Source organism: Paenibacillus segetis, from assembly GCF_014639155.1.
Taxonomy (GTDB): Bacteria; Bacillota; Bacilli; order Paenibacillales; family Paenibacillaceae; genus Fontibacillus; species Fontibacillus segetis.
This window is the reverse complement of sequence record NZ_BMFT01000001.1, coordinates 307,987-331,854: the sequence shown is the minus strand read 5'-3', so window position 1 is coordinate 331,854 and position 23,868 is coordinate 307,987. Positions and strand designations below refer to the sequence as shown.

22 protein-coding genes are annotated in these 23,868 nt (G+C 41.3%); 1 reads left to right on the top strand and 21 read right to left on the bottom strand.

What is annotated here, in order from left to right; translation table 11 throughout:
• Positions 1–74: 74 nt before the first annotated feature.
• The 18 genes from IEW05_RS01370 to IEW05_RS01285 form a co-directional block, all read right to left on the bottom strand.
• Complete coding sequence (locus IEW05_RS01370; RefSeq protein ID WP_194434081.1) at positions 75–2,810, bottom strand: hypothetical protein; 2,736 nt, start codon at positions 2,808–2,810, stop codon at positions 75–77.
• A gap of 58 nt (positions 2,811–2,868) precedes the next feature.
• A complete protein-coding gene (locus IEW05_RS01365; protein WP_188535078.1) occupies positions 2,869–3,777 on the bottom strand; it encodes a copper amine oxidase N-terminal domain-containing protein in 909 nt (302 codons plus the stop codon).
• Positions 3,778–3,947: 170 nt separating this feature from the next.
• Positions 3,948–4,244 carry a WXG100 family type VII secretion target gene (locus IEW05_RS01360; protein WP_188535076.1) on the bottom strand — a complete coding sequence of 99 codons (297 nt, stop codon included), beginning with the start codon at positions 4,242–4,244 and terminating at the stop codon, positions 3,948–3,950.
• A 47-nt stretch (positions 4,245–4,291) separates the two neighbouring features.
• On the bottom strand, positions 4,292–4,606 hold the full coding sequence (locus tag IEW05_RS01355) for a WXG100 family type VII secretion target (protein ID WP_268238743.1): 315 nt from the start codon (positions 4,604–4,606) through the stop codon (positions 4,292–4,294).
• Between the two features lie 42 nt (positions 4,607–4,648).
• A complete protein-coding gene (gene essC, locus IEW05_RS01350) occupies positions 4,649–8,527 on the bottom strand; it encodes a type VII secretion protein EssC (protein ID WP_188535071.1) in 3,879 nt (1,292 codons plus the stop codon).
• 13 nt (positions 8,528–8,540) lie between these two features.
• Positions 8,541–9,362: a DUF5050 domain-containing protein gene (locus tag IEW05_RS01345; protein WP_188535069.1), complete on the bottom strand. Its 822-nt coding sequence runs from the start codon at positions 9,360–9,362 to the stop codon at positions 8,541–8,543.
• A gap of 14 nt (positions 9,363–9,376) precedes the next feature.
• Positions 9,377–9,607: an EsaB/YukD family protein gene (locus IEW05_RS01340; protein WP_188535067.1), complete on the bottom strand. Its 231-nt coding sequence runs from the start codon at positions 9,605–9,607 to the stop codon at positions 9,377–9,379.
• Between the two features lie 18 nt (positions 9,608–9,625).
• Positions 9,626–10,120, bottom strand: coding sequence for a hypothetical protein (locus IEW05_RS01335; RefSeq protein ID WP_188535065.1), 495 nt, complete (start codon positions 10,118–10,120; stop codon positions 9,626–9,628).
• A 15-nt stretch (positions 10,121–10,135) separates the two neighbouring features.
• Positions 10,136–10,636, bottom strand: a complete 501-nt coding sequence (locus IEW05_RS01330) for a hypothetical protein (RefSeq protein ID WP_188535064.1) — start codon at positions 10,634–10,636, stop codon at positions 10,136–10,138.
• A gap of 11 nt (positions 10,637–10,647) precedes the next feature.
• On the bottom strand, positions 10,648–10,857 hold the full coding sequence (locus IEW05_RS01325) for a hypothetical protein (protein ID WP_188535062.1): 210 nt from the start codon (positions 10,855–10,857) through the stop codon (positions 10,648–10,650).
• A gap of 23 nt (positions 10,858–10,880) precedes the next feature.
• Entirely contained in the window at positions 10,881–11,762 is an 882-nt protein-coding gene (locus IEW05_RS01320; protein WP_188535060.1) for a hypothetical protein, read from the bottom strand.
• Entirely contained in the window at positions 11,759–12,742 is a 984-nt protein-coding gene (locus tag IEW05_RS01315; RefSeq protein WP_188535057.1) for a hypothetical protein, read from the bottom strand. The genes IEW05_RS01320 and IEW05_RS01315 overlap by 4 nt, the downstream gene beginning before the upstream one ends.
• Positions 12,720–14,192: an ATPase, T2SS/T4P/T4SS family gene (locus tag IEW05_RS01310; RefSeq protein WP_188535056.1), complete on the bottom strand. Its 1,473-nt coding sequence runs from the start codon at positions 14,190–14,192 to the stop codon at positions 12,720–12,722. The genes IEW05_RS01315 and IEW05_RS01310 overlap by 23 nt, the downstream gene beginning before the upstream one ends.
• Before the next feature lie 15 nt (positions 14,193–14,207).
• Positions 14,208–15,035 carry a CpaE/TadZ family protein gene (locus tag IEW05_RS01305; RefSeq protein ID WP_188535054.1) on the bottom strand — a complete coding sequence of 276 codons (828 nt, stop codon included), beginning with the start codon at positions 15,033–15,035 and terminating at the stop codon, positions 14,208–14,210.
• Positions 15,014–15,892 (bottom strand): flagellar biosynthesis protein FlgA, encoded by an 879-nt coding sequence (locus IEW05_RS01300; RefSeq protein ID WP_188535052.1) that lies wholly within the window; start codon positions 15,890–15,892, stop codon positions 15,014–15,016. The genes IEW05_RS01305 and IEW05_RS01300 overlap by 22 nt, the downstream gene beginning before the upstream one ends.
• The gene (locus tag IEW05_RS01295) at positions 15,893–17,266 is read right to left on the bottom strand and encodes a CpaE/TadZ family protein (RefSeq protein WP_188535050.1); all 1,374 of its coding nucleotides are present in this window, start codon (positions 17,264–17,266) and stop codon (positions 15,893–15,895) included.
• A 402-nt stretch (positions 17,267–17,668) separates the two neighbouring features.
• The gene (locus tag IEW05_RS01290; RefSeq protein WP_188535048.1) at positions 17,669–18,046 is read right to left on the bottom strand and encodes a 1,4-dihydroxy-6-naphthoate synthase; all 378 of its coding nucleotides are present in this window, start codon (positions 18,044–18,046) and stop codon (positions 17,669–17,671) included.
• A gap of 15 nt (positions 18,047–18,061) precedes the next feature.
• Positions 18,062–20,401, bottom strand: a complete 2,340-nt coding sequence (locus IEW05_RS01285) for a nucleotidyltransferase domain-containing protein (RefSeq protein WP_229753216.1) — start codon at positions 20,399–20,401, stop codon at positions 18,062–18,064.
• Between the two features lie 240 nt (positions 20,402–20,641).
• Here IEW05_RS01285 and IEW05_RS26045 point away from each other — a divergent pair, with 240 nt between their 5' ends.
• Positions 20,642–21,064, top strand: coding sequence for a prepilin peptidase (locus tag IEW05_RS26045; protein ID WP_188535046.1), 423 nt, complete (start codon positions 20,642–20,644; stop codon positions 21,062–21,064).
• Between the two features lie 158 nt (positions 21,065–21,222).
• On the opposite strand, the gene thiE is transcribed toward IEW05_RS26045, so the two are convergent.
• Genes thiE through thiM form a run of 3 tightly spaced genes read right to left on the bottom strand, consistent with a single transcriptional unit; the run spans position 21,223 to position 23,569 of the window.
• The gene (thiE, locus tag IEW05_RS01275; protein ID WP_188535044.1) at positions 21,223–21,894 is read right to left on the bottom strand and encodes a thiamine phosphate synthase; all 672 of its coding nucleotides are present in this window, start codon (positions 21,892–21,894) and stop codon (positions 21,223–21,225) included.
• Positions 21,891–22,703, bottom strand: a complete 813-nt coding sequence (gene thiD, locus IEW05_RS01270) for a bifunctional hydroxymethylpyrimidine kinase/phosphomethylpyrimidine kinase (protein WP_188535042.1) — start codon at positions 22,701–22,703, stop codon at positions 21,891–21,893. The genes thiE and thiD overlap by 4 nt, the downstream gene beginning before the upstream one ends.
• Entirely contained in the window at positions 22,700–23,569 is an 870-nt protein-coding gene (gene thiM / locus IEW05_RS01265; protein ID WP_188535040.1) for a hydroxyethylthiazole kinase, read from the bottom strand. The genes thiD and thiM overlap by 4 nt, the downstream gene beginning before the upstream one ends.
• Positions 23,570–23,868: the final 299 nt, after the last annotated feature.

Here is a 23,868-nt window from a genome sequence, read left to right as displayed (position 1 = left end):
GGCTCCTTTCTTTAAAAAATAAACGTGGTGACAATTTTAGTTATCACCACGTCTGCATCTTATGAATTCAATTGTTAGTTATTCAAGTCATCAAACATCGATCCAACAACGGTAATTTCTATAGAATCAAGGTCCTTAACACCTTTGAGCGTATCTAGTACTTTGTAAGCATGATTCCCTTTAGTCAGATTGGTATCATCAAACCATACTCTGATGTTGTACTTTCCATTAGGCATATTAGCATGAGTGTAGAGCATTTGTTTACGTGGATTAACTTGGATCGTCACATTAGTCGTTTCCGTGATCTTGTACATATGTTGACCCGCCATCACATATTCACGATAGGCATAGTTCGAGTTACTGCCTGCCGTATAAGATTCACTATATCCTTCTAGAATCATCTTCCAGAATTTATGTGAATCTCCACCACGTTTATCTGTGGACTTAATCTCTTCCACTAATTTAGTATATCGAGACGGTTCATCTTTCTGATCCCATACTTTGATTAATTCAACACCGTTAACCCCTGTACTATCTTTAACTGACAACACGCCTGTGTTTCGTTCAAAGCCTCCGCCTTTTTTATTCAATACAACGTCACGAATATTCACCGCTTCTTTAGCATCGTTGATATACATTAAATCAGTCTCATAGCGGAAGGAATCGATCAGGGAGTCTACTATATCTTTATGATCCGCCGTTACGCCTACTGGTACCTTATCTTTGAATACCACGGTCTCCAATGTAAAACTGTAACTGCCGACTGGATTTAAATAGTAGCCTGATTTTACTGGATAATCGTATTTTTGAAGTTCCTTATCTGTTGCAAATACAGCCTTATCGTAGAGTGATTTTTTGTTTGTCTTGTTGGCTGCTGCGTCTCTTGACTGGCTATACTCCTCATCCAAGGAGCTTGTAACAATATAGTTCACATCTCCACTTGCTTGTTGGATAAACTCTCGCTTATATTGCCCTGGGACCTTCGTCCAGTCATACTTATTTCCTTCTACATCCTGATGATGCATCCATCGGATGACGTCAAAGTAATAAGGTTCATTTGTCCAGAACAGTTTCTTCCCTAGCGTGTAGTTGTTATTGCCTTCAATTTCATTCTTATATGTTCGTTTGGGGACTTCAACTCGACCATTGTACACATACATATCATAGGGATTAAATACGGAATTCGGGTCAAAATTCTTAGTTACAACCCCTGTCCTAGTTTCATATTTAGTCGTACATACATCTTCTCCCTTTTCATTCTTAGTACAAGACTCCCACGAATATTCATATTGATAAGGTCTACTTACTGATCCATTGTAATAGATTTCTCCTGTTCGTTTTAATGGCGTACCTGGGTCTGTTAGATTAACATATTTTCTATTCAATGGGTCATCGTTCGTTCTGGCATCCCGGAAATCTGGTCTTTTGATCGTAAAATAAACTTCTGGGGTACGTGTTATCGTCTCACTTGCCTCATTAATCGGCGGGTTATTAGCAACTAAGAAGTCTCTAAGTAAGTCTTCAGTTCGATTGTATACCCCCAAAGATCCTGTTGCATTTCCTGTCCAACTCGCGGATGGCAGATTAGGTAAACTTAATGTTACCGTACTACTAGGCAATACTACTTTGAACTTTTTAGATAACATATCGTAAGGTAACGTTTCTGGTGTCACTAATTTAATCGCTATAGGATCCGAATCGAGCACATTATTATCTAAATTATCCTCTTTGGGCGCTTTTCCATCCTCATTAATTTTAAATTGAATTCTTACATCACTCTCTGGCATCGTAAAAGTAGCCGACAATCTCCTAAAAGACTTATTTCTTGCGGTAATTTTGCCATGATCTCCGGTACTGGCTATAGCACCACCAAATTCCAGATTATCCTTCGTTGCAGTCAAAGCTGTGCCATCGCTTTTGCGAGTAATCAACAAAGTGTAACTAGTGTCTTCGTCTTTAGGAAAATTAGACCTTACGATGATCGATACTGTAGTTTCTTCTCCAGTCGCAGCACCTGTCGGAAGGTCCTCGAACTCTGCGGATATATCAGCACCCTTGCTTTTGATAAATGGAGCAATTGGAATATCCTTGTAAGTGGAGCTCATGTATACTCTTCCAAACCCTTGAGACAGATACGTAGGCGGTTGAATAATATGCACGTACCGAGACCATCCCCCCTGGGGAGCGGCATCTTTTGTATATACTGATCTACCTTCATATTCTGAATTTTTTCCGTTGTACATAAAATTGTTTGCCTCATTGTAGGACTTTCCTGCATATTCATCGTTAAGGGCCTGTATGATTAATTGTTCGAAATTACCACCTGGTAGGTATTCTTTTAATTTGTCTGGGATTGGATTAATGAAATTTTCAGGAAAAAGGTCAAATGGCCCACTAATCACCTTTTTATTATCCCAAGGAAGTTTTACCATTGATAAATTATGGAGTTGTCGTCCGCTCCACCCCGCATCCCAAGGAAAACCATCTGTAGATACTGAGTCTCCATATTTGTTATAGCCTGAATATCTAGCAATTTGTTTCCCTTTATAAGTAATTTCAGTGCCGTGACTTTTCCCATACACCATACTAAAACCTGTAAACTTATCTGGTTCTTTAATAGCCTGATCTATTTGTTGTTGGACAAGCCCTACATTATATGGACCATATTTTGTTGAACTAGGATAATAATTATCTAGACCATACAGTTCCTTCATATCTTGATTTGCTATTTCCCGTACTCGTTCAGGTGTAAGTTCATTAAAATCAATCTTCTCTTTATCAGTTAATGAATACACTGTAGCTCGAGGCATTAGGTTACATAATATTAGAACTATAACAAATAACGCTATCCTTCTTCTCATATTTCACCTACTTATAATAAATATCTATATTGATCCCTGACATGTATCCAGATACCACAACTATTTCATATGTATCATCTTTAAAAACTTTTTCTGCCAGTTCATCCTCGCGATCTTTCTTTTGTTTTGCATACTTAATTATAGAATCTACAACATTCCCATCAACTTTTTGACGTAAAACCTCTTCTGCGTCCTTAAACTTTGCATCGAGATTATCTCCACCAACTACACCCATTTGAAAAATGATGTGAAGTAGAGTGACTGTATTCCCATCTCCCTTCTTATAACTACCAGCACTTACACCTAATCCTGACTTATATACTGAATAATAGCTAAATCCCTCAGTTGTTTTCTTCTCAGTCTTACCTTCAACTGACCTTGATGCCTCCCAAGCATCCCAATCAAAATTCGGACTTCCTGGGGTAATACTGGAACTGGAATTATTTGATTCTCCGTTCGAAGCTGTAACACCATCCCCTGTTGTTATCGAAACGGTATAATTTTGTGAATCCCACTTCACATTGGCTCCGAGTGCTTCACTTACAAACCGAAGCGGTACAAAGGTTCTATTCGATTTTCTTAGTGCTGCGGTATCCATTTGTTTGCTTGTTCCATTTACGGTATACGTCTTTTTATCTATAACAAGATTAACACTTGTGTCTTCCAGTTGGATGCTTACTGTCTGTGTCTTACTTGTCCAGCCTACCTTGGCTCCTAACGCCTCACTTACAAATCTCACCGGGACTTGTACTCTATTATTCTTATCTACATAGGGCTGTGCATCTGGAAAAATAATTCTCTCTCCGTTAAGTTCCACTCTAAGTGATAGCTTAGCTGCCGCGGATGATAGTGTTGGTAGAATGGTCATAATTAAAATAAAAACCATTAGAATAATTCCTGTTTTCTTTCGTTTCATTATTAGTCATCTCCTTGGTTATTTTTCAAAAAAGTATTGTTCTGTTTATGTATTAAGCTGCTCCGTTATTGGGTTAGCAAATTTTCTTATGTCAAATGATTCGTTTGTTATGGGACGAATATAGTACGTGGTGACAACTTCAGGCTGTCACCACGTCTAATCTTGTTACATTAGATTCTTAACTTGCTCGCAAGATCAGCATCGCTATCTCTCTTAATATCAGCGATTTGCCCAATAAGTATTTTGTAGTCTTCGATCCATTTGTTCAAACTCGAAACTACTTGATTTTTGGTAGTTGTGAAATTACCTATGAATGCCTCTTCCGAACCGCCGGACCACCAAGACTTAACGCCTTCAACTTGAGCTGTCATCCGCTTAAGATCTGCTTCAATTTTACTAATCTCAGACTGCAGCTTCGTTTTCAATTGCTCGGCTTGGTTAAAATCAAATTTTTGTTGATCAGCCATGATTGTTTCACCTCCTTTCATAGACTCTCATTCTGATCGAATGTCTATTATTTGATTGAATTCGACAATCTTTGTTGCTCTGCTGCTGCCCTTGCTGCTGCGGCAGCCTCTGCCTTTCTCACGTCATCTGCTTGTTGGACCTTATCAGATAAACTTTGTGTAAGAGAATAAAGTTTATCCATCTTATTAATTAACGATTTAGTTTCTGTCCGTAATCCCACATACCCACTTCGAAAACTTTTACCTGCGTCGCCTTGCCACCATGTACTTGAGTTGTCTACTTGGCCATGGCAGCGGCTAATTTCAGTACTGAAACTCACTTTCATCTCTGAAACTTTCCTTGCCATACTTTTTATTTCCATGGGTGTAGGCATACCAATTCTCCTTTCAGCAAATTATTCATTTCAACTATGCATTAATGCTACCTTCGTTCGTTCATCCTTAGTAAGGTGGGTAGCACATCTTAGACCTGTGAACTTATTCTTAACAATTAAATAACCGTCCCCAAGCTCCATTTCCTTCTCCGCAGTTCCATAAGGCAATTTTGCCGAAAATAACCCTTGCTCCTTAATGCTCCCGATCAGCAAACCTGTCTGTTCTTCCTTGATCGCTTTGCCCAGGCTATCCCAGTTACTAGAAAACTCAGATATCGTATCCGCTACAATGACTGCAACCTTCATTCCACGTTCCTGCTTAACGATTCGTTCAATCAACTCTTTTAACGTGTATTTGTCACTGTTCGTAAATTCACTAAGCTTATCGATTACGATGATGAATTGCTTCCAGGCTGAAATGAGCTCCTTCATATTTCCATTCTCTCGTCTGCATTCTACTAGTTGCCTTCTACGCCCATCTATCAACTCCGTGATCTCATCGATAAACGCATCTTCCACTTCTGACAGGTCAGTAACATGAGACATGCCCATCAACTGAAATAGTCCCATACCACTTGAATCCAGGGCATACACAGCGGCATCCTCAAGCATGCTAATCCATGACATCATAAGTGTGCTTTTACCTGACATCGATTCGCCTGCCACCATAAGGACTGGCGTTGCATAAAGATCAATATACACAGACTGAAGATCATGGTTTCCAAGACCGATTGCAAGTCTTCCAGGTTCATTATTGATCTCTTGGATGTCAATATTCGAAGGCATAACTGGAATTTCCCTCGCCTTAGTTGAATCCATACTTGCAAACATCTCTAGCAGCTGTTCTGTGCTAATGCCTTCAAATTCAGGCAGTGAGGTTTGAAATTCCAATGGAGGTTGACCTCTAACAAGTCCCCTGCCTGCAACCTTCATCGGCTCTAGCCCTTCCGTTCTGCCAACAATATCTGCATAATCGCCTTTTTCCGTCATTTGAAAGGCTATTGCCAACTTAAAATTCACAGCAAGCTTATATCTAACAAAGGTGGCATTGGTCGCAGTAGCAACCAAATAAATCCCGTACTTCGTCCCTTCTCGCGCTAATAACATGATTTGTGCATCGAGATCATCATAGGATTCTGATAAGGCAAAGTAATTATCAATAATTAATATGATGGCTGGTAATACTTTTCCAGAGTTTCTATAGGAGTTAAACCCTTCGCTTCTGCTTTCTTCAAACAAAACCTTCCTCTGCTCCATTTCTCTAAACAGGAACATGACAAACTGATCTATTTTGCCCTTCTCCTCTAAGGTCATGACTCCACCCACATGAGGAAGCTTCTCGAATACTCGCAGCGTATTTCCGGAGAAATCCATAATATATATATTCACTGCTTCAGGTGAGTATAATTGAGCCATGGACATACAAAGAGTTTTGAGAAATACAGTTTTGCCTGTTCCTGATGTACCATATACGAACAAATTACCTTCATTAGCAAAATCGATCTCCAGCACATTCTGGCTTTGTCCCCGTGGATCATCCAGTCTTCCAACAGGAACCCTTAATATATGCTCCCTTGTCTGCCAATTACCTTCTTCTAATCTATTCTCTAAAATATTATCTAAATATACAATTTCAGGAAGCGGAGGCAGCCAAGGGCCCTTCAACGGTTCAATTCCTGAATAGGATGCCGTCTTTGTAATATACTCAACCATTGCTCCCAGCTGAGAAGGTAATTCATTTTTCGCAATTTTCTCTTCTGATAATGGATAGATTTGCTCGCATCTGCCATTCAATGAAACCTTATAGATTCGTTTTGCTTTGTTTTCGCTCTTGTCCTTTTCGCCTTCTGGATCATAATCAGCGCCTGAATAAGTTGACTGGAATAATTCGAATATTTCATCATTACCTACTTGGATGTATGCGCGGCCAGGCTCTTTAATCATTGCCGCATCTGGGCGCTTGATCACATCCTGACTGTCTCTTTCATCTTGAACCTTGAGACAAATCTTGAATTTAGAGTTACTCCATATTTGATCGTCGACAACACCTGCTGGCTTCTGAGTCGCAAGAATTAAATGAACACCAAGGCTTCGTCCTACCCGTGCTGCACTGACGAGTTCCTTCATAAAGTCCGGCTGGTCCTGCTTCAACTCTGCAAACTCATCCGCGATCATAATGAGGTGAGGAATCGCAGGCATTTCGTTTTGTACCTTTTTACTGTTGTAATATAGCTTCTGGTACTTATCGATGTTATTGACACCGTATTCTGAGAAAACACGCTGTCTTCTCTGTAATTCACTCTTAATAGAGAGTAATGCTCTCGTCGTCTGATTGCCGTCAAGATTCGTAATGGTACCCACGAGATGCGGCATGCCTTTAAATACATCCGCCATGCCTCCGCCCTTATAATCAATAAGCACGAACACGATATCATGCGGATGATAATGAATCGCTTGGGATACGATGATGCTTTGCAACAGCTCACTTTTGCCTGATCCAGTCGTCCCCGCTACCAATCCGTGCGGACCAAATCCTGTTTCGTGCATATCTAAGAAGAATGGCTCGCCGCCTGCTTTGGCTCCGATGGGTACGCTCATGCCCATATAGGTTTTATTTCTCATCCAAAGAGTTAAGATATCTACTTCTGTTACTCTCTGAATCTGAAGCATTTCCATTAGAGTAATAGATGATGTCAATGTAAAGTTTGCACTCGAATTTTTAATTCGCAGTGGGGCAAGCTTTCGAACTGCTATATCAAGGTCTTTAAAATGTATAGTATCCGGTGTGAAAAGAATTTTCTCGCCTGTCAGCCTATCAACCATCTCGCCGCTCTTGCCTTGTAGATTGATGACTGTATTGCAGTTCATAGGCAAGTATGCCGTGTTTTGAGCGATAAATACGGATGATACACCCAGCTTTGCGTTGGCATTATACAAATATTTGCTTATTTGTTCATTCTCGAGCAAGAGAGGATCTTCTACGATGAAGACATAGTGAGGCAAAAAGCTTCTGCCTTCCGATTTCATCTCACGCTCTTTAAGAACGGAATGTACCTCTGTTAATATCTGATGGGCCATAGCTTTACCGCATAATAGAAAACGTACGTTGAATCCTTCGTCCCACAAATGAGGTACATATTTCACCCAATCCCATTTCTCTATTCCGTCATCAGATGCCAGCACAACCACTCTAACGTCGTCATAGCCATGATGAGTAATGACTTGAAGCAACATTAACTTGATAAGCTCCGCTGTCTTTTCCTTTTCTCCCGCGAACCCACATATTTCAACAGCCATCAGATTGATTGTGATCGGAACCTGAGGAATCTTCGCAAATTCCAGTGCCAATCTCTGAGGTTCCATCAACAATGGATCAGTTTCGAGTATAACCGCCTGCTTCGTATAATTAATTCGTAGCTCTGCTGGAGCACTACCTACGCCAATTCTCAAAGAAAGAAAATCATTATGAGAAGGTGTCTTCTCCCAGAGCTTGTTATCTGTACGAACTATTCGCTCAATACACTCCATTGGCTCAGGATTCATCTCGTTCATCGCCTTAATTTGCTTCTCTCTTGCAATCGTAAGCTCACTGCGTGTGTCCGTAATGAATTGGAGATATTTCTCCTCACGTTCCTTCTTGCGCTTCTTATATTTTCTGATTTGACCTGTTGCGTTCGTCAGTGAAACGATGATCGTCATTATGGTTGTGGCGATTGAAATAAGCATAAATATAGACTTCATCGTCATGGCGATCAAAAGTGTTATAAGTAGCATCACCGTAGGTGCTAGCAATAACGACAGCCATGATATTTCCGGTTTTTCATTATAAGCTGGTGGATTTGGAACCTCAATTTCTCCTTTTGGCATATCAGGAAGAAACCGTGGTTGACGGCTAAATTCATTGTTCATTACTCTATCCACCTCACAGATCGATTCTCATCGTTTCTCCCCCAGTGAGGGCGAGTTTATACCATTCCCGATTGTTACAATAGTAGATCTGGTCCTCGATGACGTGCACGTAATCGGCACTTTCTCCACATATCCGAATACTTCGGCCACTTTGCGGATCGATTCTGTAGATCGTGCTCGCATGACATTTATTCGCACAATATAGGTAGGTACCATCTGTATTCATGCTGGATGCTTCCATGTTATCCAATACTTCTACAGCTCCATCCTTCAAATCAAGAATCGATACGGCACCATTATTTCTTCGATCTGCAAAAGCGAGTTTATCACCGACTCTTATTAGCGTGGAACTTACAGCATTATGTATAACTTCTCTTGAAGTACCGTCTTCCTTGCAGGTTTTAATCCCCTGTGGTGTGGCATAAATCATAAGACCATCTTGCATAAGGAAGCTATCCACATGCTCATCTATGAGTCTTGTTTCATGATTACCTTTTATCGTGGTACTGCGGTAAAGTTTATGGTCATTTTCATGGATGTAATACATCCAGTCCTCATTGATCAATAGCTTATAGCACGGCTTGTCGATTAATAATTCTTCACTGCGAAAATCCGACTGTACTCTAAAAATTGCATGCCCCCGCTTTTGATCACTGTAATACACATATTCATCTACATGATTCATGAACCACAAGATACCGGTTGTTCGCCTCACGGTTACATCTGATTCATCAGCACGAAGCAAGTATGAACCTGTATAGTTCTTAATATCGCTTAGTAACAGCCCTTCTCCGGTCTTTAGGACCAATCCTCCGTTTTGAATATTGCCTATCATACGATCGCTCCTTCTCAGACAAGGGTCAACAGCGCACCTTGTGACACGCCTTCTTGTTCCAAAGTTCGGCTGTTATCCAGTATTCTCCCTAAAGGCTCTGCTTGAAGTTTACTGCTATGGCTTACCGTTAGATTCAGTGCTTCCGAGAGCATGGCGAGCAGTTCTTCGATTGTAACGAAGACAGGCACTTTCAAATCTATGTTGTCATTACTACCAGAATGAAAAGAGACCAATATATAGTCCATAACTGATGCATCCTCTCATCAATTCTTCACAGACATCTTGAATTCTTTATCAGAAACAATTTGAAAATCCACATCTTCGTAAGCTGCTTCAGCTAATTTCATGTACTTCGTTTTGAATTTGTATTTCGATTCTGCTTTCGCCTTCACTTCCGTAACATACTGATCATCATCATTTAATATTGGAGTGAAGTCCAACGTAACAATAAAGTCGTTATACTTGCCATCAAGTGAACTAAAGGTCATCGTATTTCCGGTAGTAGATTGATGAGACACATTCATGGCATCCGCGAAAGCTGTTTCAAAATACTCTCTGTACTTGTCTTCGTCGATTTCCGCACTGAGGTTGGTCATTCTCGCATACTCCAGGCTTCTGTCATTGGACACTCGGCATGCATTCGCAAGGGCAGTACTGACTTGTAGTTTCTCCTTGAATACAACTGCAAGTTCAACCAAGGGCTCAACGAGAATACTAAGGAGAACGACCAAGAATATCCCAATTGCAATATTTCTCATTGCCATTCCTTCCTATTAATATTTGTCATAGGGTAGATCCTTATAATGTTTTAGCCCTGTAGTTATCATGGAGAAAGATACCGGTACTTCACGCTCATACTTTTTCCCCCAAAGCGTCACAGTTAGAGGGTATACCGCGTTAATTGTTATTCTTAACTGTTTACCCCTTTGCCAGTATGGCTTAGCCGAGTCAGGTATAGATTCATCTTCATAATCTATAGTGTTATCCTCTTCAACTGCGCTAGTTTTCCGTGGATCATCTGGATCATCATGTATTACCGTCAATTCAATTTCGTCCTTCTTATCTTTGAAAATAGGGCGTTCTTCTAATCTTTCCATCGATGTCTCATAGTTGTCTTTCGTTAAGTAATTGTCACTAGCGACCATTTGTGACACGCTGTAGGTCTCTGTCACTAGCGTCAAATACCACGGAAAGAAGAACGCCAAATTTACAAAGAGGAGGATACATATGGAGGTAATTATGGTGATCAGAATTGCTTTTGCTATCCCCTGCAAGATTAATCACCTCACGGTGTGCTTGTGCCAAACATATTTTGTAAACCTCCAAGTAGCATGTTCCATACAGCCTCAACTGCGGTTTTTATAAATTCTCCACCTGTTATTACAGTAACCGCAAAGCCTATAATTAAAATGACTGCAATTGTTACCGCAATTCCCTTAACACTAAAATCTCCAGATTCATCCTTAATAAAAGCTTTTACCTTTTGTTTATTCATACTTATTTCCTCCTTAGTTTTTATTATTGGAACAGCTTTATAGCTTCCAATATCGTAAACAAATAATAAATAACGATATAAATAAATAGCACAACAACTAACATGAGTTGTATCCTTGAATTGCTTCGTTGCCTACTCTCCAACTCATCTTCTAATGTCCTAATTCGAAAACTATCAATCTCGCTCTTGAGATAGGACATTTGCGATACGTTGTCATATCCTTTGAGTCTGGTCTCCATAATGTCGCAAAACTTGATAATATAATGCATCGGGACTCGCTTCTTCAATTGCTTCAAAGCAAATTCTTCTCCATAGTCGATATTATCGAGCATGACGCCAAGTTCCTCGGCAATATCAGGATTCGCATTAGGAATGTAATCCTTAATCACGTCCGCTAAGTGGATATTGACTGATTTGGCATATTGGTAGTACACCATGCTGTAAAAGGACGGAAAATCATGCGAGATGTTTTTATTCTTCTTATCGATTTTCTTCTCAAGCTCGTTTACCGGATATAGCCAGCCTAGAATAATAAATATCGCAGAGCCACAGCCCAGGATTATATTTGCCTTGATCATAATTAGCGTGATCACAACCGCAACTATAGAGTACATGAGCTGATCCGTTCGGATTTCCTCAGGCTTGATCGTAAGATCCAGCCGATCAATAATTTTCTTAAGCCTCCTTTTCTCCGCCCCACTTATGAAATGAGTAACGTATCTCATGGCAAAATCTCTTTTTAGCTTATTAAACTTTTGTTTGGCTAATTCATTTTTTCGCTGCTTCATGTACACACGTGCGCGTTTCTTCTGACTTCTACTAACCGCCTTAAAGTAAGGATAGAGAAATACTTTTACCAAATAGATAATGGCAAGCATCGTGCTAAGCTTGGATAGAGCAATCATTTCACTCCCTCCCCCACACCTAGATTTCCTTGTAGTACTTGGGTCCTTGCAAAACTTAGGCAGATGACAGTGATCATCATTGTATTAATCATCTTGCCGAAAGTCGTATATAACATGAATTCTCGGAAATCGTGAACGGTTAGAGCATATAAGAAAAATAAAATGATAATACAAGTCTTTAGCATGAAATCTCGGTTCATCTTCCGAAAAATCCGATCCTTCTTCCCGTTAATTTCACGAAGCACCGCATTCTCGTCAACGATATCCAAGAAGATATCCGCCATCCCCCTTCGCTCGTTATATTCGAAGACGATGGCTTTCTTCGTGAAATTATCAAACTTAGGACCAAGCTGACGATTTAATAACGTGATAGCTTGTTTGAAGGAGTAGCCATTACTCTCACAGTTATCAATAAATTGCTGAAAATAAGGACGTATATTAGCATGAATATATTCATCGCTCTCCATGACCTTCTTAATGGCGACAAGTACGCCCTCACGAGCTAACGGACAAATAATATCCTCTGCATCCATGATGTTCTCCAGCTTCTCCGCCTTGATCGACCTAGACTGCATGACGAAGAAGGTAAGTAACCCGATAAATACCGATATAGTGATGACAACGGATAGCGTAATACTCTTCATGAAGAGCACAATCACAAGGACGATAGCTACGAAGCAGATACACAATAAAGATGTAAAACTCTCCAACGTAAATGGCATATTAAAATCAAGTATGAGTCCTTCTACCATCCGATTATATTTAGCATAAATATTTTCCTTCTTCTTCGTGATTCGTTCTCTCTTAACCCGATCTACATAACGTTTCGTATTATATTTGCCTAAATATTCAGCCAGCGTGTCAACCATTTCTAGAAAAAATGTCACCGTGCCCTGAAAGAACTTGACTTCAAATATCGTATTAAAGAGTATGAAGCCCACGACGCCGAGAAGTAGACTAATGAATAAATCTGTATTCATCGAATTCATACACCTCTTTTTCATCCTCTGTTGGATCTGTAGTAAAGAATTCAAATCTACTTTTCTTAATACCAGACTTTAGCATAGACTGCTGGATTTGCTCGGAAAGCTTCCCTACTCGCTTGTGTCTGCCGACAATCTTAACTACTTTATTGCTGTTATCCGGATCTTCCAGTACATCCTCACATTCAAAGGTATATATTTGATTAATCAATGGCTCTAAACCATTTGTTCCTAATATCTCAGAGATTGATGTTACCTTTCTCGTACCATCTGCTAGCTTTTCCTGAAAAATAACAAACTTCACCGCACTACAAATATTTCGAAGCGCGAGCTCAGCCGGCTCGTTCGACACCATGAGATAAGCCGTTAGGAAACGATAGATCGCTTCCTTATCTCCCTCGGCATGAAGCGTGGAGAAGAAGTAATGCCCCGTCTGTGCCGCGCGTAAAGCTGTTGCAAATTCACCAGGTGTCCGAAGCTCCCCGGGACCAATCCAGTGAGGGGATTGTCTCATTGCATTAATAAGCAGATTCTCCATCGTGGCTGGGCTGGAATCATCCTCTTCGGACACAGATTCATATTGCAGGACATCATTAATTATTCGACCATGCTCGTTGTTATCTTCTCGTTGTAGGAGTCGCATTTCGGAAGGATTTTCAATCGTAATAATTCTAGAAAGAGGATTAATTTCTTTGACGAGAATTTCATTTAGCGTAGTTTTTCCACTTCCTGTAGGTCCTACAGTTATCCAAGACAAGTCGGACCTAGGTATGAGGGATAAGAGCTTATACATATTTGCCGTAAATGACTCATTTTCAATAAGCATCTTAGGGGATATTTTTTTCTTACTAAATTTTCTTATAACAAAAGCGGGCACATCATACGGTGAAATCTCTGCATGAGTCGCATTCACACGAAATCCCTCAATTGTTCTGGCATTCACCATAGGAATCTTCGGTGTTAACCTTACCTTGGACACACCGATAAGCTTGGAAATAATACGCTCCATATGCTCGCGATCCGTAAAATGCTGATCCCATTTAAGTGTTCTGCCTCCACTTTCGACGAAGATCTGCTCCGGCCCATTCGCTCTGATCTCATCGATTGTCGGATCCTCCATCGCCTTTGTTATGGGCCCATAATGCGTAATCTCATCTGTGAGCGCACTCTTCAATAGGCGAAGATCGGGATAACCATCAACGGATGGCTTCTGGGAATCAACAAATTCATTAATATAAGCTTTTGTCATTTCACGTTTTCTAGCGGGATCATTCTCTCGTCTAAACGCATGTGTTGTTATTTTGGTAATATATTTCTGGCATAATTCCAACACTTCTTCGAAGCTTATCGTTGTATATTTACTTTTTAGATCATCCATGTTTTCTTTCTTGTGAATCTGATGGAGTACCTTTTGCTGCATATCACTTATTTTACCGCGTGTCAGCATTAGCCCAATCCCCCTTTATAATTTAGTGAGATGATCCGCTAGCTTGTGCATCTCTTTTCTAAAATGTTTATTTAGGAGCGGGTTGTCTTTCACATACAGTTTTCCTTTGTGGGCACGTGCGGTCGCGTCTTTGACAAGTGGAAATGCCGCCGAGATTTGGAAGCCGGTTTCTTGTAGAACCTTATAGTCGAATTCAATGCTCTGTAGGTTCATGAGAATGACACTCATGAATTTTGCCGTACTGATTCCAACCGAACTAGCATAATCCAGCAATTTCACCATATTGTTGACTGCTTCCATTCGTTCCGTCGCCATGAAATACCCAATGTGACAATATTTCATTGCTGCTAGACAGAACTCCAACGGTGGATTATTGGGAATATCAATCAGTACAATATCAAACATGTGCTTAAGCGTTGAGATGACTCGCTCTATATGTTCAAATTCAAAATCGAAGTATTCCTCAATTAAATCCTGCGGACTAGGAGATAACAGGTACAGACGCTCGTATTTCGTCTTCTGCAGCTCTTCCCTAAAATCTACCTTGTCACTCTTCAGTACTTTTATAAGACCAGTAGCTTTCTTAGTTGGCTCAACATCGAGGAATTGATACAAATTCGGATAAAATACTTTTAAATCAACAACGCAGGTATTAAGTCCCTTCTGCGATAGTAAGTACGCAAGATTACTTATGATCATCGCATTATCTACAAAATCACAGGAGGGGATGAATCCAATCACGCTATATATGAGCTCACTATCTTGAAGTTCTGCACCGATGAGATCTTTAGATGATATTTTTTGAAAAATCTGATCGATTCCTACTTCTTCTTTTCGATCCACGATTCCACCTCATTCTCCAACGTTGGCAGCTGATCTAAAATAATATCACTGTTTTCTCTGCTTAATATGGTAATGAGAAATGATTTGCCGTCTAAACCTTTATATCTCGCGTATGTATTTATTTGTTCTTTCGTTCCTTCTAGTAGCAATGCTCTTGGTTGAATATTCGATATGAATTCTTTACTCTTCATAACTTCCTGTTTCTTTGCCTCATTAAGCCGCTGTACCTCTTTGTACACCTCGTATATGGAGTGACTATTGGAATTGAGCATATCCTTAATCACAATACTATCGAATAACACTTCTGTTTTCTTCGATTTGGTCTTCGATGATGAATAGCCCCCATTAGGATTAGCCGAAGATGTATCCTCCTCTTCCTCATAACTAACCCGAATCCGAACACGGTCACCAGGCATCAGAATGTCACCGCCAACCTCCAAATAATTATAAGGAAGTGTCAGTACTTCATTCGCTTCGTCAACCTTATACAACCATTCATTCTTCTTGGGTTTCTCATCAATGAGCTGATCTTTATAGAGAACACTATTTTTTCTGATGTAATATTGGGTAAGTTTGTCCATAACGGAGTCCATGTCTTTTGCTAAAATCATATCTTCGGTATATTCCGCTTTGATAATACTATATTTCTCAATATTACTGTTCGTAAGCTGAACGAATGCCTGAATCCCCTCATCCGATTTCACACGAATGACTTCGACTACATCCTTCGCATCCTTGCTTGCATTTGTAATAATCATATAAGAACCTGCGATGACCACAACACTGAACATAATGGCCATTACCTTCTTGAACATGTGCCGATTCGGAGTGGCATTCTTCAAGCTGCTCAAATCCATTTAACTTGCTCCCTCCAATAACCGTAGAAGTATGTTACCGTATGTGTGTTCATAATCACGGCTTGTATTAACAAGCGCTACATCCGCCTCAATCTGGGCGTCAAATTCATTACTGTATGGAACATGTCCCGCCACTTTCATATCGTATGTAAATGTCTCAAGCAATCCCGAACTTAGTACCTCACTTACTCTCTCAGGCGAGAAAATATCACCCTGAAACCGTGCACGATCATTGTATTTAGTAACAACAACTCTTGATTTGGCATTCAGATAGCCTATAGATTCCTTATCAAGAATGACTTCTATATTTTTCAGAGTACTCAATATGGAATATAGATTATTGGGTATGCAAAGACCAAAGACATCCATGTGGATCATCGTTTCTTTAAACTGCTTTAATAAGTCCAAAGGCATATCTAAAATAATGATATTAAACTTATTTCTCAGTATGGATAACAGCCCCACAAGCTTGCCGCTATTATAAAATTGATCCAGACGCATCCGATCTGAGAATTCATATCCTAGACCCGTAATCCAAAAGTTATCTTTAAGGTTATATGCAGTACTCATAAAGTCCTGTGGTCTTGCCAGGGTACGTATGAGCGAGGCGTTGATATCCTCATTCCTTTTGGTCTGGTCGTGAAAATGATTAAAATACATATTGGTGCTTCTATAGTCAATGTCCATATCGATGATCATCACACTTAACCCACGTTTACTGGCCTCCGCCGCTACATTAACCACAGTACTAGTTAATCCACTGCCCCTATGACCTGTTACGGCTATAACCCTACTCATTCCACGGCTGACCTTCTCGAGGTCTTTCGTAAGCTGATCTGTAGCCGTTCTAACACTCTCGTTCTTAGGTTTGGGTTTTAATCGCTCAAAAAATGAGGGTTTCCTCTCTGCCACAGTAGGAATAGAGGCACTAGTGGATATACCACTTGGCTCACCTCTGAATTGTCCAGATAATTGACTTCTGTCTAGCAGTAGCTCAAAAGCTTGCTTATAAAGGGCAATAGGCACCCTGATATAGTCGCAACTAAGTACTTTGAATTTGGAATATTGACTCCCTAAGGACTCTAGCTCTTTCGACCTCCACATATCCGAAGTAATGATAAGTACCTGGACGTTTGAACGTTGATTGTTCGCAAGCCATTCCAGAAGAAAGATCATATCTTTCCTATTCTGGCCATCCTGCTGCGAGAGAGCCTCATCTGTTAGTAGAATTGCATCTAGTGAAATATTGGAGCTATGAATAAAATCAGGTATTTCTACAAGTGATAGCTGCTTATCATTCACAACGTCAACTTTCTTAACGCTATATTCAATAATAATCTGGTGAATTCCACCTGTAGCGAGAAGTAACCTCATTCAATCACCCACTATCTGTTATACTAAAAACAAACAAAATACCACAAATTAATCCTTTTATGAAAAATCCACACAAATTAATCATAATGTAAGCATAAATTATACGCAACCAAATTTTACATATATTATAAAATGACTATATTATATCCAAGTTAAATACTGTAAAAGTTAAGTTGAAAAGTAATCTATGTAAACAAAATCTTTATTTATAAGAAATAATAAAAAAAGGTCAATCATGGTGGCATTCGACCATAATCAAGCAAAAAAAGCTCATTCCTACTCATCGTTCAAGTGGGAAAGAGCTTTGAAAGTTTATCAAGTGTTTGAATTATTTAGTGTTTGGTTTGTTGGTTGTATTGTACGATCTTGCTATTGGGGCAGTAAACCCGCAAGTTTTAATCTTTAACGCTCATCAAAATTATAACCGCCTTTTCTTGGTAGCAAGTCTTCAAAATCGCACGATGCTATTGCTTTAAAATCAACATTCCATAACTTTGTCAGCAAATTAGATATTTCTAATACATAGTTACGGTCATCCGCATCTTCTGTTGGTTCAATTTCAAGGTAGTACTTGTAATATAGAAAGCCATCATTCCCTTGATTTCTTTTGTCTTCATCGAAATCACCGTTATTAAAAATAAATATTTCTGCTTGCTTCGTCAATATACTTGAACCGCTAATAGTACCCATAACAATGTTTGAGACTGTATCTAGTAACATCTCTTTATCGACATCGCTATCTACAAAAATTTTAGTAAATAAATCAAATTTTTCTTCCAATGAAATCACCTCAGATCATTTGAGTGGTGTAAATGGGGGATTGTCAAAAGGTCCACCTATTTTAATAATTGAAATATCGACATCCATACCTAGTTCTTGTTGGAGTTGTTCTCTAAACTTGCTCAGTTTTGCTTCTCCTGATTGAATTTTTCCTGTTTCAATAGCATGAAGCATTGTTTTCTCCTTAGCAGACCCTGGATTAGGCGGCTTAACCTTACTAAAAGAGCTTTGTATTAATTCATCAAATTTCTCTGCTGGAACCCTAATAGCTATATCAATATCAGAAGTTGGTTTTGCTGTTCCTTTTGCCCGGCTGCCTTGAACAACTATATCGTCACTTATATGCCCTACTTTCTCTCGTATCATTGATGATGCTTTATCAAATTGTGCCTGTGTAAGTCCTTGCGGTACTTTGAGACCTTGTCCCGTCCCCTCAACAACAGCACCTTCTGTCTTTGCAAACACCGAACTTGCTATCTTTTCAGCCTGATAAGCATCCAGCGCAGCAGTCGGGCTCTTATATATCATCTTGGTCACGATATCGACTGGCTGAGCAAATGCCATAGCCATGTCTATGCCGTTATAGACCAGTTCGCCTCTTTCCCCACCGATGGCGGCAAATGCATTCTTCTCGAAATTGGCTGTGTCCCCTGCATCGGAGCCATTAAGCCCGTTCCACATTCTTGAGATCCCGCCGCTAACATTGCTAGCTCCATGTGTGGCTACATAGGCTCCAAATAGTCCGCCAGCTAACGTCTCGACAGTTGCAATCCCAAAAGCAACACCGAATGCAGCCTCGAATCCTCCTCCTACTGTCTGTAACAATCCTATGCCCACTTGACCCCATTTTACGCTTGGCGCTGTTTGAATCTCAATATATCGATCTACTATTGCCTTTAAGTTTTCTTCTCCAAGGGTGTGAGCATCTCCTTCTATTCCTTGCTGGGTCATGGCAATTTCTAACGTATTAAGTGTGTCCATTCCCCATTCTTTAGTGACTGGAACCCTTAGCAAATACTGGAGTGCAGCCATCTTATTCCCGCTCACTTCTGGAAGTGAGAGTCCTCCATTACGGGCATCCCGATTGATCATTGTCAGCGCTTCTGCCAACTTGGCTGGATCCAGCCACCAATTCTCTTCCGTATAGATGCCGCTATTCCAATACGTCTTCTCCGCTTGGACCAAATCTTCTGTCAAGACCTTCATTACTTGGTCGACAGCTTCTTCATGATAAGACAGATTAGCATTCGCAAATACGGCGAACTTGGAATCGTGTTCAAGGCTTTGAATCGTCTCGACAAAAGCCGTCTTGCTGTTCACCAAGCTTTGGATGAGTTTAGATACACTCTCTGCACCCAACTTGTTACCTAGCAGCGGGTAAGAGCTAAGCGAACCATCCCTAATTGCACCAGCCATATGCAAAATCTCTTCGCGTTGTTCTTTCGTGCTTGCTTTGAAGTACTGATCCGTCAACAGAATAATACCTATCTGCTTATCCTCGGACAGCTTCCCGTCCTCGCTTCCCCACAGCCCGGTCGGCATCACCGATCCATCACGGAGCCGTGGATCATAAGCGCAGGCGTTAAGCGCAGAGCCAGTGTAATTAGCGGCAAGATTAGCGGTAACCAACGCGTCCGATATCCCAAGTGCTCTTAACTTCGTCCGAAGACCTTCAGCTTCTTGATGTACTACTTCCATGTATTGATCATTGCCGTATTGCCCATACACATCATAAGCTACTTGGCAGCGTGCAATGCCTTGAATCGCGGACAGAATTTGTCCAAGCTGTTCCACGGCCCGGTTCTGCTCAAGTACCGTTCCATTTTTGAGTTGCCGAAGTAGATTGGCAATTTGCGGGTCGCCCTGAAATGACTTCAATCTTTCTTTTAAGTACCATTTTTTCGCTTGTAAGAAAAGCCCTTTCATCATATCCAGAAATGAGGGTGGGGATGCTTGATACGGAAGTTCTTCGGCAGAACTCACACTAGAAAACATCTTTTTTGATAATAAGCCAACGTTCATGGACCAACTGATCGTAGTTGGATTGGATAAAATATTCTTCACTTGCTGTTCAACCTGGGCATAGGTATCCGCAGTTTGTCTAAGTGTAGTAGTCTTCTGATCTAATTGATCACTGATTGATCTAGATAAATCATGAATCTCAGCCAACAACTGATCCATATTCCGGATAACAGACTGCACATTGGAGAATTCGGAATAGGAATAACGCGTTTCGTTTAGAATACTGCTCACTTCTTTATATAAGCCAGGTTCATTATCCTCGATCGCTCGATTCAACCGCTTCATACTTTCTGACAAATCTAAGATACGACTTGGATCCACCTGCTGCTGCATCCTATTCCTCCCTGCTCTATGCAAACGTAAAAATCCCGCCTTGACTCCTTCGTCTAGCTGTTCACTCGATGAACTAGACTTGGATGTGATGACGGGATTTTCATGCTATTTATATAATATTATTCCAAAAATGAATACTTTTGTTGATATTTTACCAGAACACACCATTTCATACAACAATGTGATAAATTTAGATTAGCTCTTTTTATTACCCTTTATTTAGAATTGGTGGTGCCCTTCATGATATTGTTTTTACCTATTGCCTTGTGTATTCTCTTGCTTCTATCTAGTATGAGCGATATACAGAAAAGAACTATCCCCAACGTTATCGTTGTTATTATACTAGTATTAGGAATTCTCTATAACTTATTACATCATTCCTTCTACACAGCACTGATTGGGATATTCATCCCTTCGATACTTTTACTCATAGCCAAGTCCAAATTCAACTATCCCATTGGGGCTGGCGATATTAAGCTTCTATCCGCAATCGGAGCATGGATAGGTTGGTTAATGAATCTCTACGTACTTTTATTAAGTTGTATTATTGTATTGTTATATGTCCTAGTACTAAGACTATTCTTTCAGACAAAGGTAGCCTCTGTTCCGTTTGCCCCATTCTTATCCATTTCAACATTGATATGTTATGTAATAGCCGCTTGAAAAATCCCTATATGTAAGAGGGATTCTTCAGGCGGCTGTATTTAGGGTACACCAATCCATTTTCTCATTAAGATGTTCACTACTCCATCTCATAGAGGACGACGTTAGTCCTAACACTTACGTTCATTTATCTGCATGTAAACACGTGATAGTTACATTCATACCCCCATACTCGCTTGGTTTACCTTCCTGTTGATCAGCTCCACAGTTTTTCGTACATTTGTGGCCTGTGTTATCGCTGAGATCACAGCAACTCCATCCGCACCAGTGGTGATAACATCACTTACACGCTCTGGAGTGATTCCACCAATCCCAACCATCGGTAGCTCAATCCCCTGCTTTCGCATTTCCTGAATAATTCCGGTACCCTGTACGGCATGGGCATCATCCTTGGAGATCGTTGGATAGATCGGGCCGATGCCAAGATAATCGGCACCCTGTCTAGTCGCTATCTTGGCTTCTTCCACGGTGTGTGCAGATACACCTAGAATTCGGTCTCCGATCTGGTAACGAACTACGCTGGCTAATGCATCGTCTTGCCCGATATGGACACCATCTGCTCCGATCGTTAGAGCGAGGTCTATATCGTCATTGACGATAAAAGGCACTCCAGCAAGGCGACAGGCAACTTGTATTTGAAGGGCCAGCTCAAGCATAGGGGCACCCGTTAGGGCTCCGGGGCCCTTTTCACGAAACTGGACCAATGTAGCTCCTCCAGCCAAAGCCTCTTTCACTACGCGTACAGGTTCTTCACGGCAATTGACACTGCCAATAACTAAGTACATCCTCAAATATTGACGCATTTGTTCGGCAGAGAATCTGCTACTCATCGACTGATCTCCCCTCTACGACGATAAGCCCAGTGATTCGTTGGGCCATGACCTTGCCCCAGTACTAAGCTATCTTCAATCGCAGCTTGAATGAAAGCACGTGCGGTCATGGTCGCCTCGATTACAGGTAACCCCTTCGCCAGTCCTGCGGTAATCGCCGCCGAGAAGGTACAACCCGTTCCATGTGTATGAACGGTGTCTATACGCTTACCCGCCATCTCCGTAAAATTCGTTCCATCAAAGAGCAGATCGACCGATTGCTCATGGTTCTCGGCGTGCCCACCTTTGATGACGACCATCTTCGGTCCATATGCGCAGATGCGCTTAGCGGCTTCATGGCGATCCTCCATCGTTCGGATGTCGATACCAGATAACGTCTCAGCCTCTGGTATATTCGGCGTAACCACAGCAGCAAGCGGCAACAAATAATGCTGTAGTGCCTGCACTGCATCCGGAAGCAATAACTGTGATCCTCCTTTGGCGATCATCACCGGATCAACAACGACATTCTTCCAACCAAACGCTGGAATACGTTCAGCTACAGCCTGAATAATCTCTGCACTAAACAGCATCCCCGTCTTCAAAGCATCGACACCAATATCGGAGCCTACCGCATCAATCTGCTCAGCAGTAGCTTCCGGCGGCAGCGGATATACGCCCTGAACGCCTAAAGTGTTCTGCACCGTAACGGCGGTAATGGCCGACATGCCATATACCTCCAGCTCCTGAAAGGTTTTGAGATCGGCTTGAATCCCGGCCCCGCCACCACAATCCGATCCAGCAATCGTCAGCGCTTTAGGTACATTCATCTCAGTGCATCTCCAGCTGACGAAGATGTTGATGTTGAAATTAATGCTACCGGAACTTCAGAGACCGCAACTTGGCCCTTCAACGAGTGCGGATGCAGCTTGGCCAGTTCATCCAGGAAAGCAACCTGGAAGCTCCCCGGTCCAAGTGTTGCTGTTCGTTCTGCGGCGCGTGATGCGGCGGCACCGTAGAATGCAAGCCCCGCAGTACCAGCCAATACGAGGTCCTTCTCAACCGCTGCAAAAGCACCTAACACGGACGTCAATAAACAGCCTGCTCCCGTTACCTGTGTCAGCAGCGCATCTCCACCGCGAATGGTCCGGCATGTGATCCCATCGGTAATAACATCTTCTACTCCTGTGATAGCAACCACCGTATTTAATTCTTGTGCGGCCCGGACTGCTAATTCCGTATTCTCATCTGGACCACTGGCTCCTGCGTCCACTCCCTTGATCTCACGTGCTTCTCCTACGAGATGCGCGATCTCCGCCGCATTACCTCGGAGCATAGAGACCTTCACCTCACGCAGAATTCGTAGTGCGGATTCTGTGCGGAACTTCGTGGCTCCCGCCCCTACGGGGTCCAACAACACCGGAACGCCATGGGCATTTGCGGATAATCCGGCGATAATCATAGCCTCCACCTGTTCACTGCTTAGGGTACCAAGATTAAGCACCAATGCACCCGCGATTTTTGCCATATCCCCAACTTCTTCGGGTGCATAGGCCATAACCGGTGAGGCTCCAAGCGCATACAGTCCGTTAGCCGTAAAGTTAGTAACTACTACATTCGTCATATTATGAACCAATGGTTTCACTTTTTGAACCTTCGTAAGAATCGCAGAAATTTCGTTTTCAAGATTACACATAATTCATCATCCTCTCTTCTTATTCAGATATTAATGGGTTTACCTACCGATAAATTCCCAACGTGGTGTGCTTAATAGAGTGAGTTAGAGTGTGAATGAATGCGAAAGTATGTGAATAGCGGGAATTCCTCCATCTAATGTGACTGCATACCAATTAATTGAACAACTTAACTGGAATTTCTCCATCTAATTGGCGGTATAACCCCTGCATGATCGAAAATCGGTTGAATTAACAGGAGTTATTCCAGTTCATCAGGGAAAGATGGGCTCTCAGATTAATTTAACTGGAGGATTTCCCG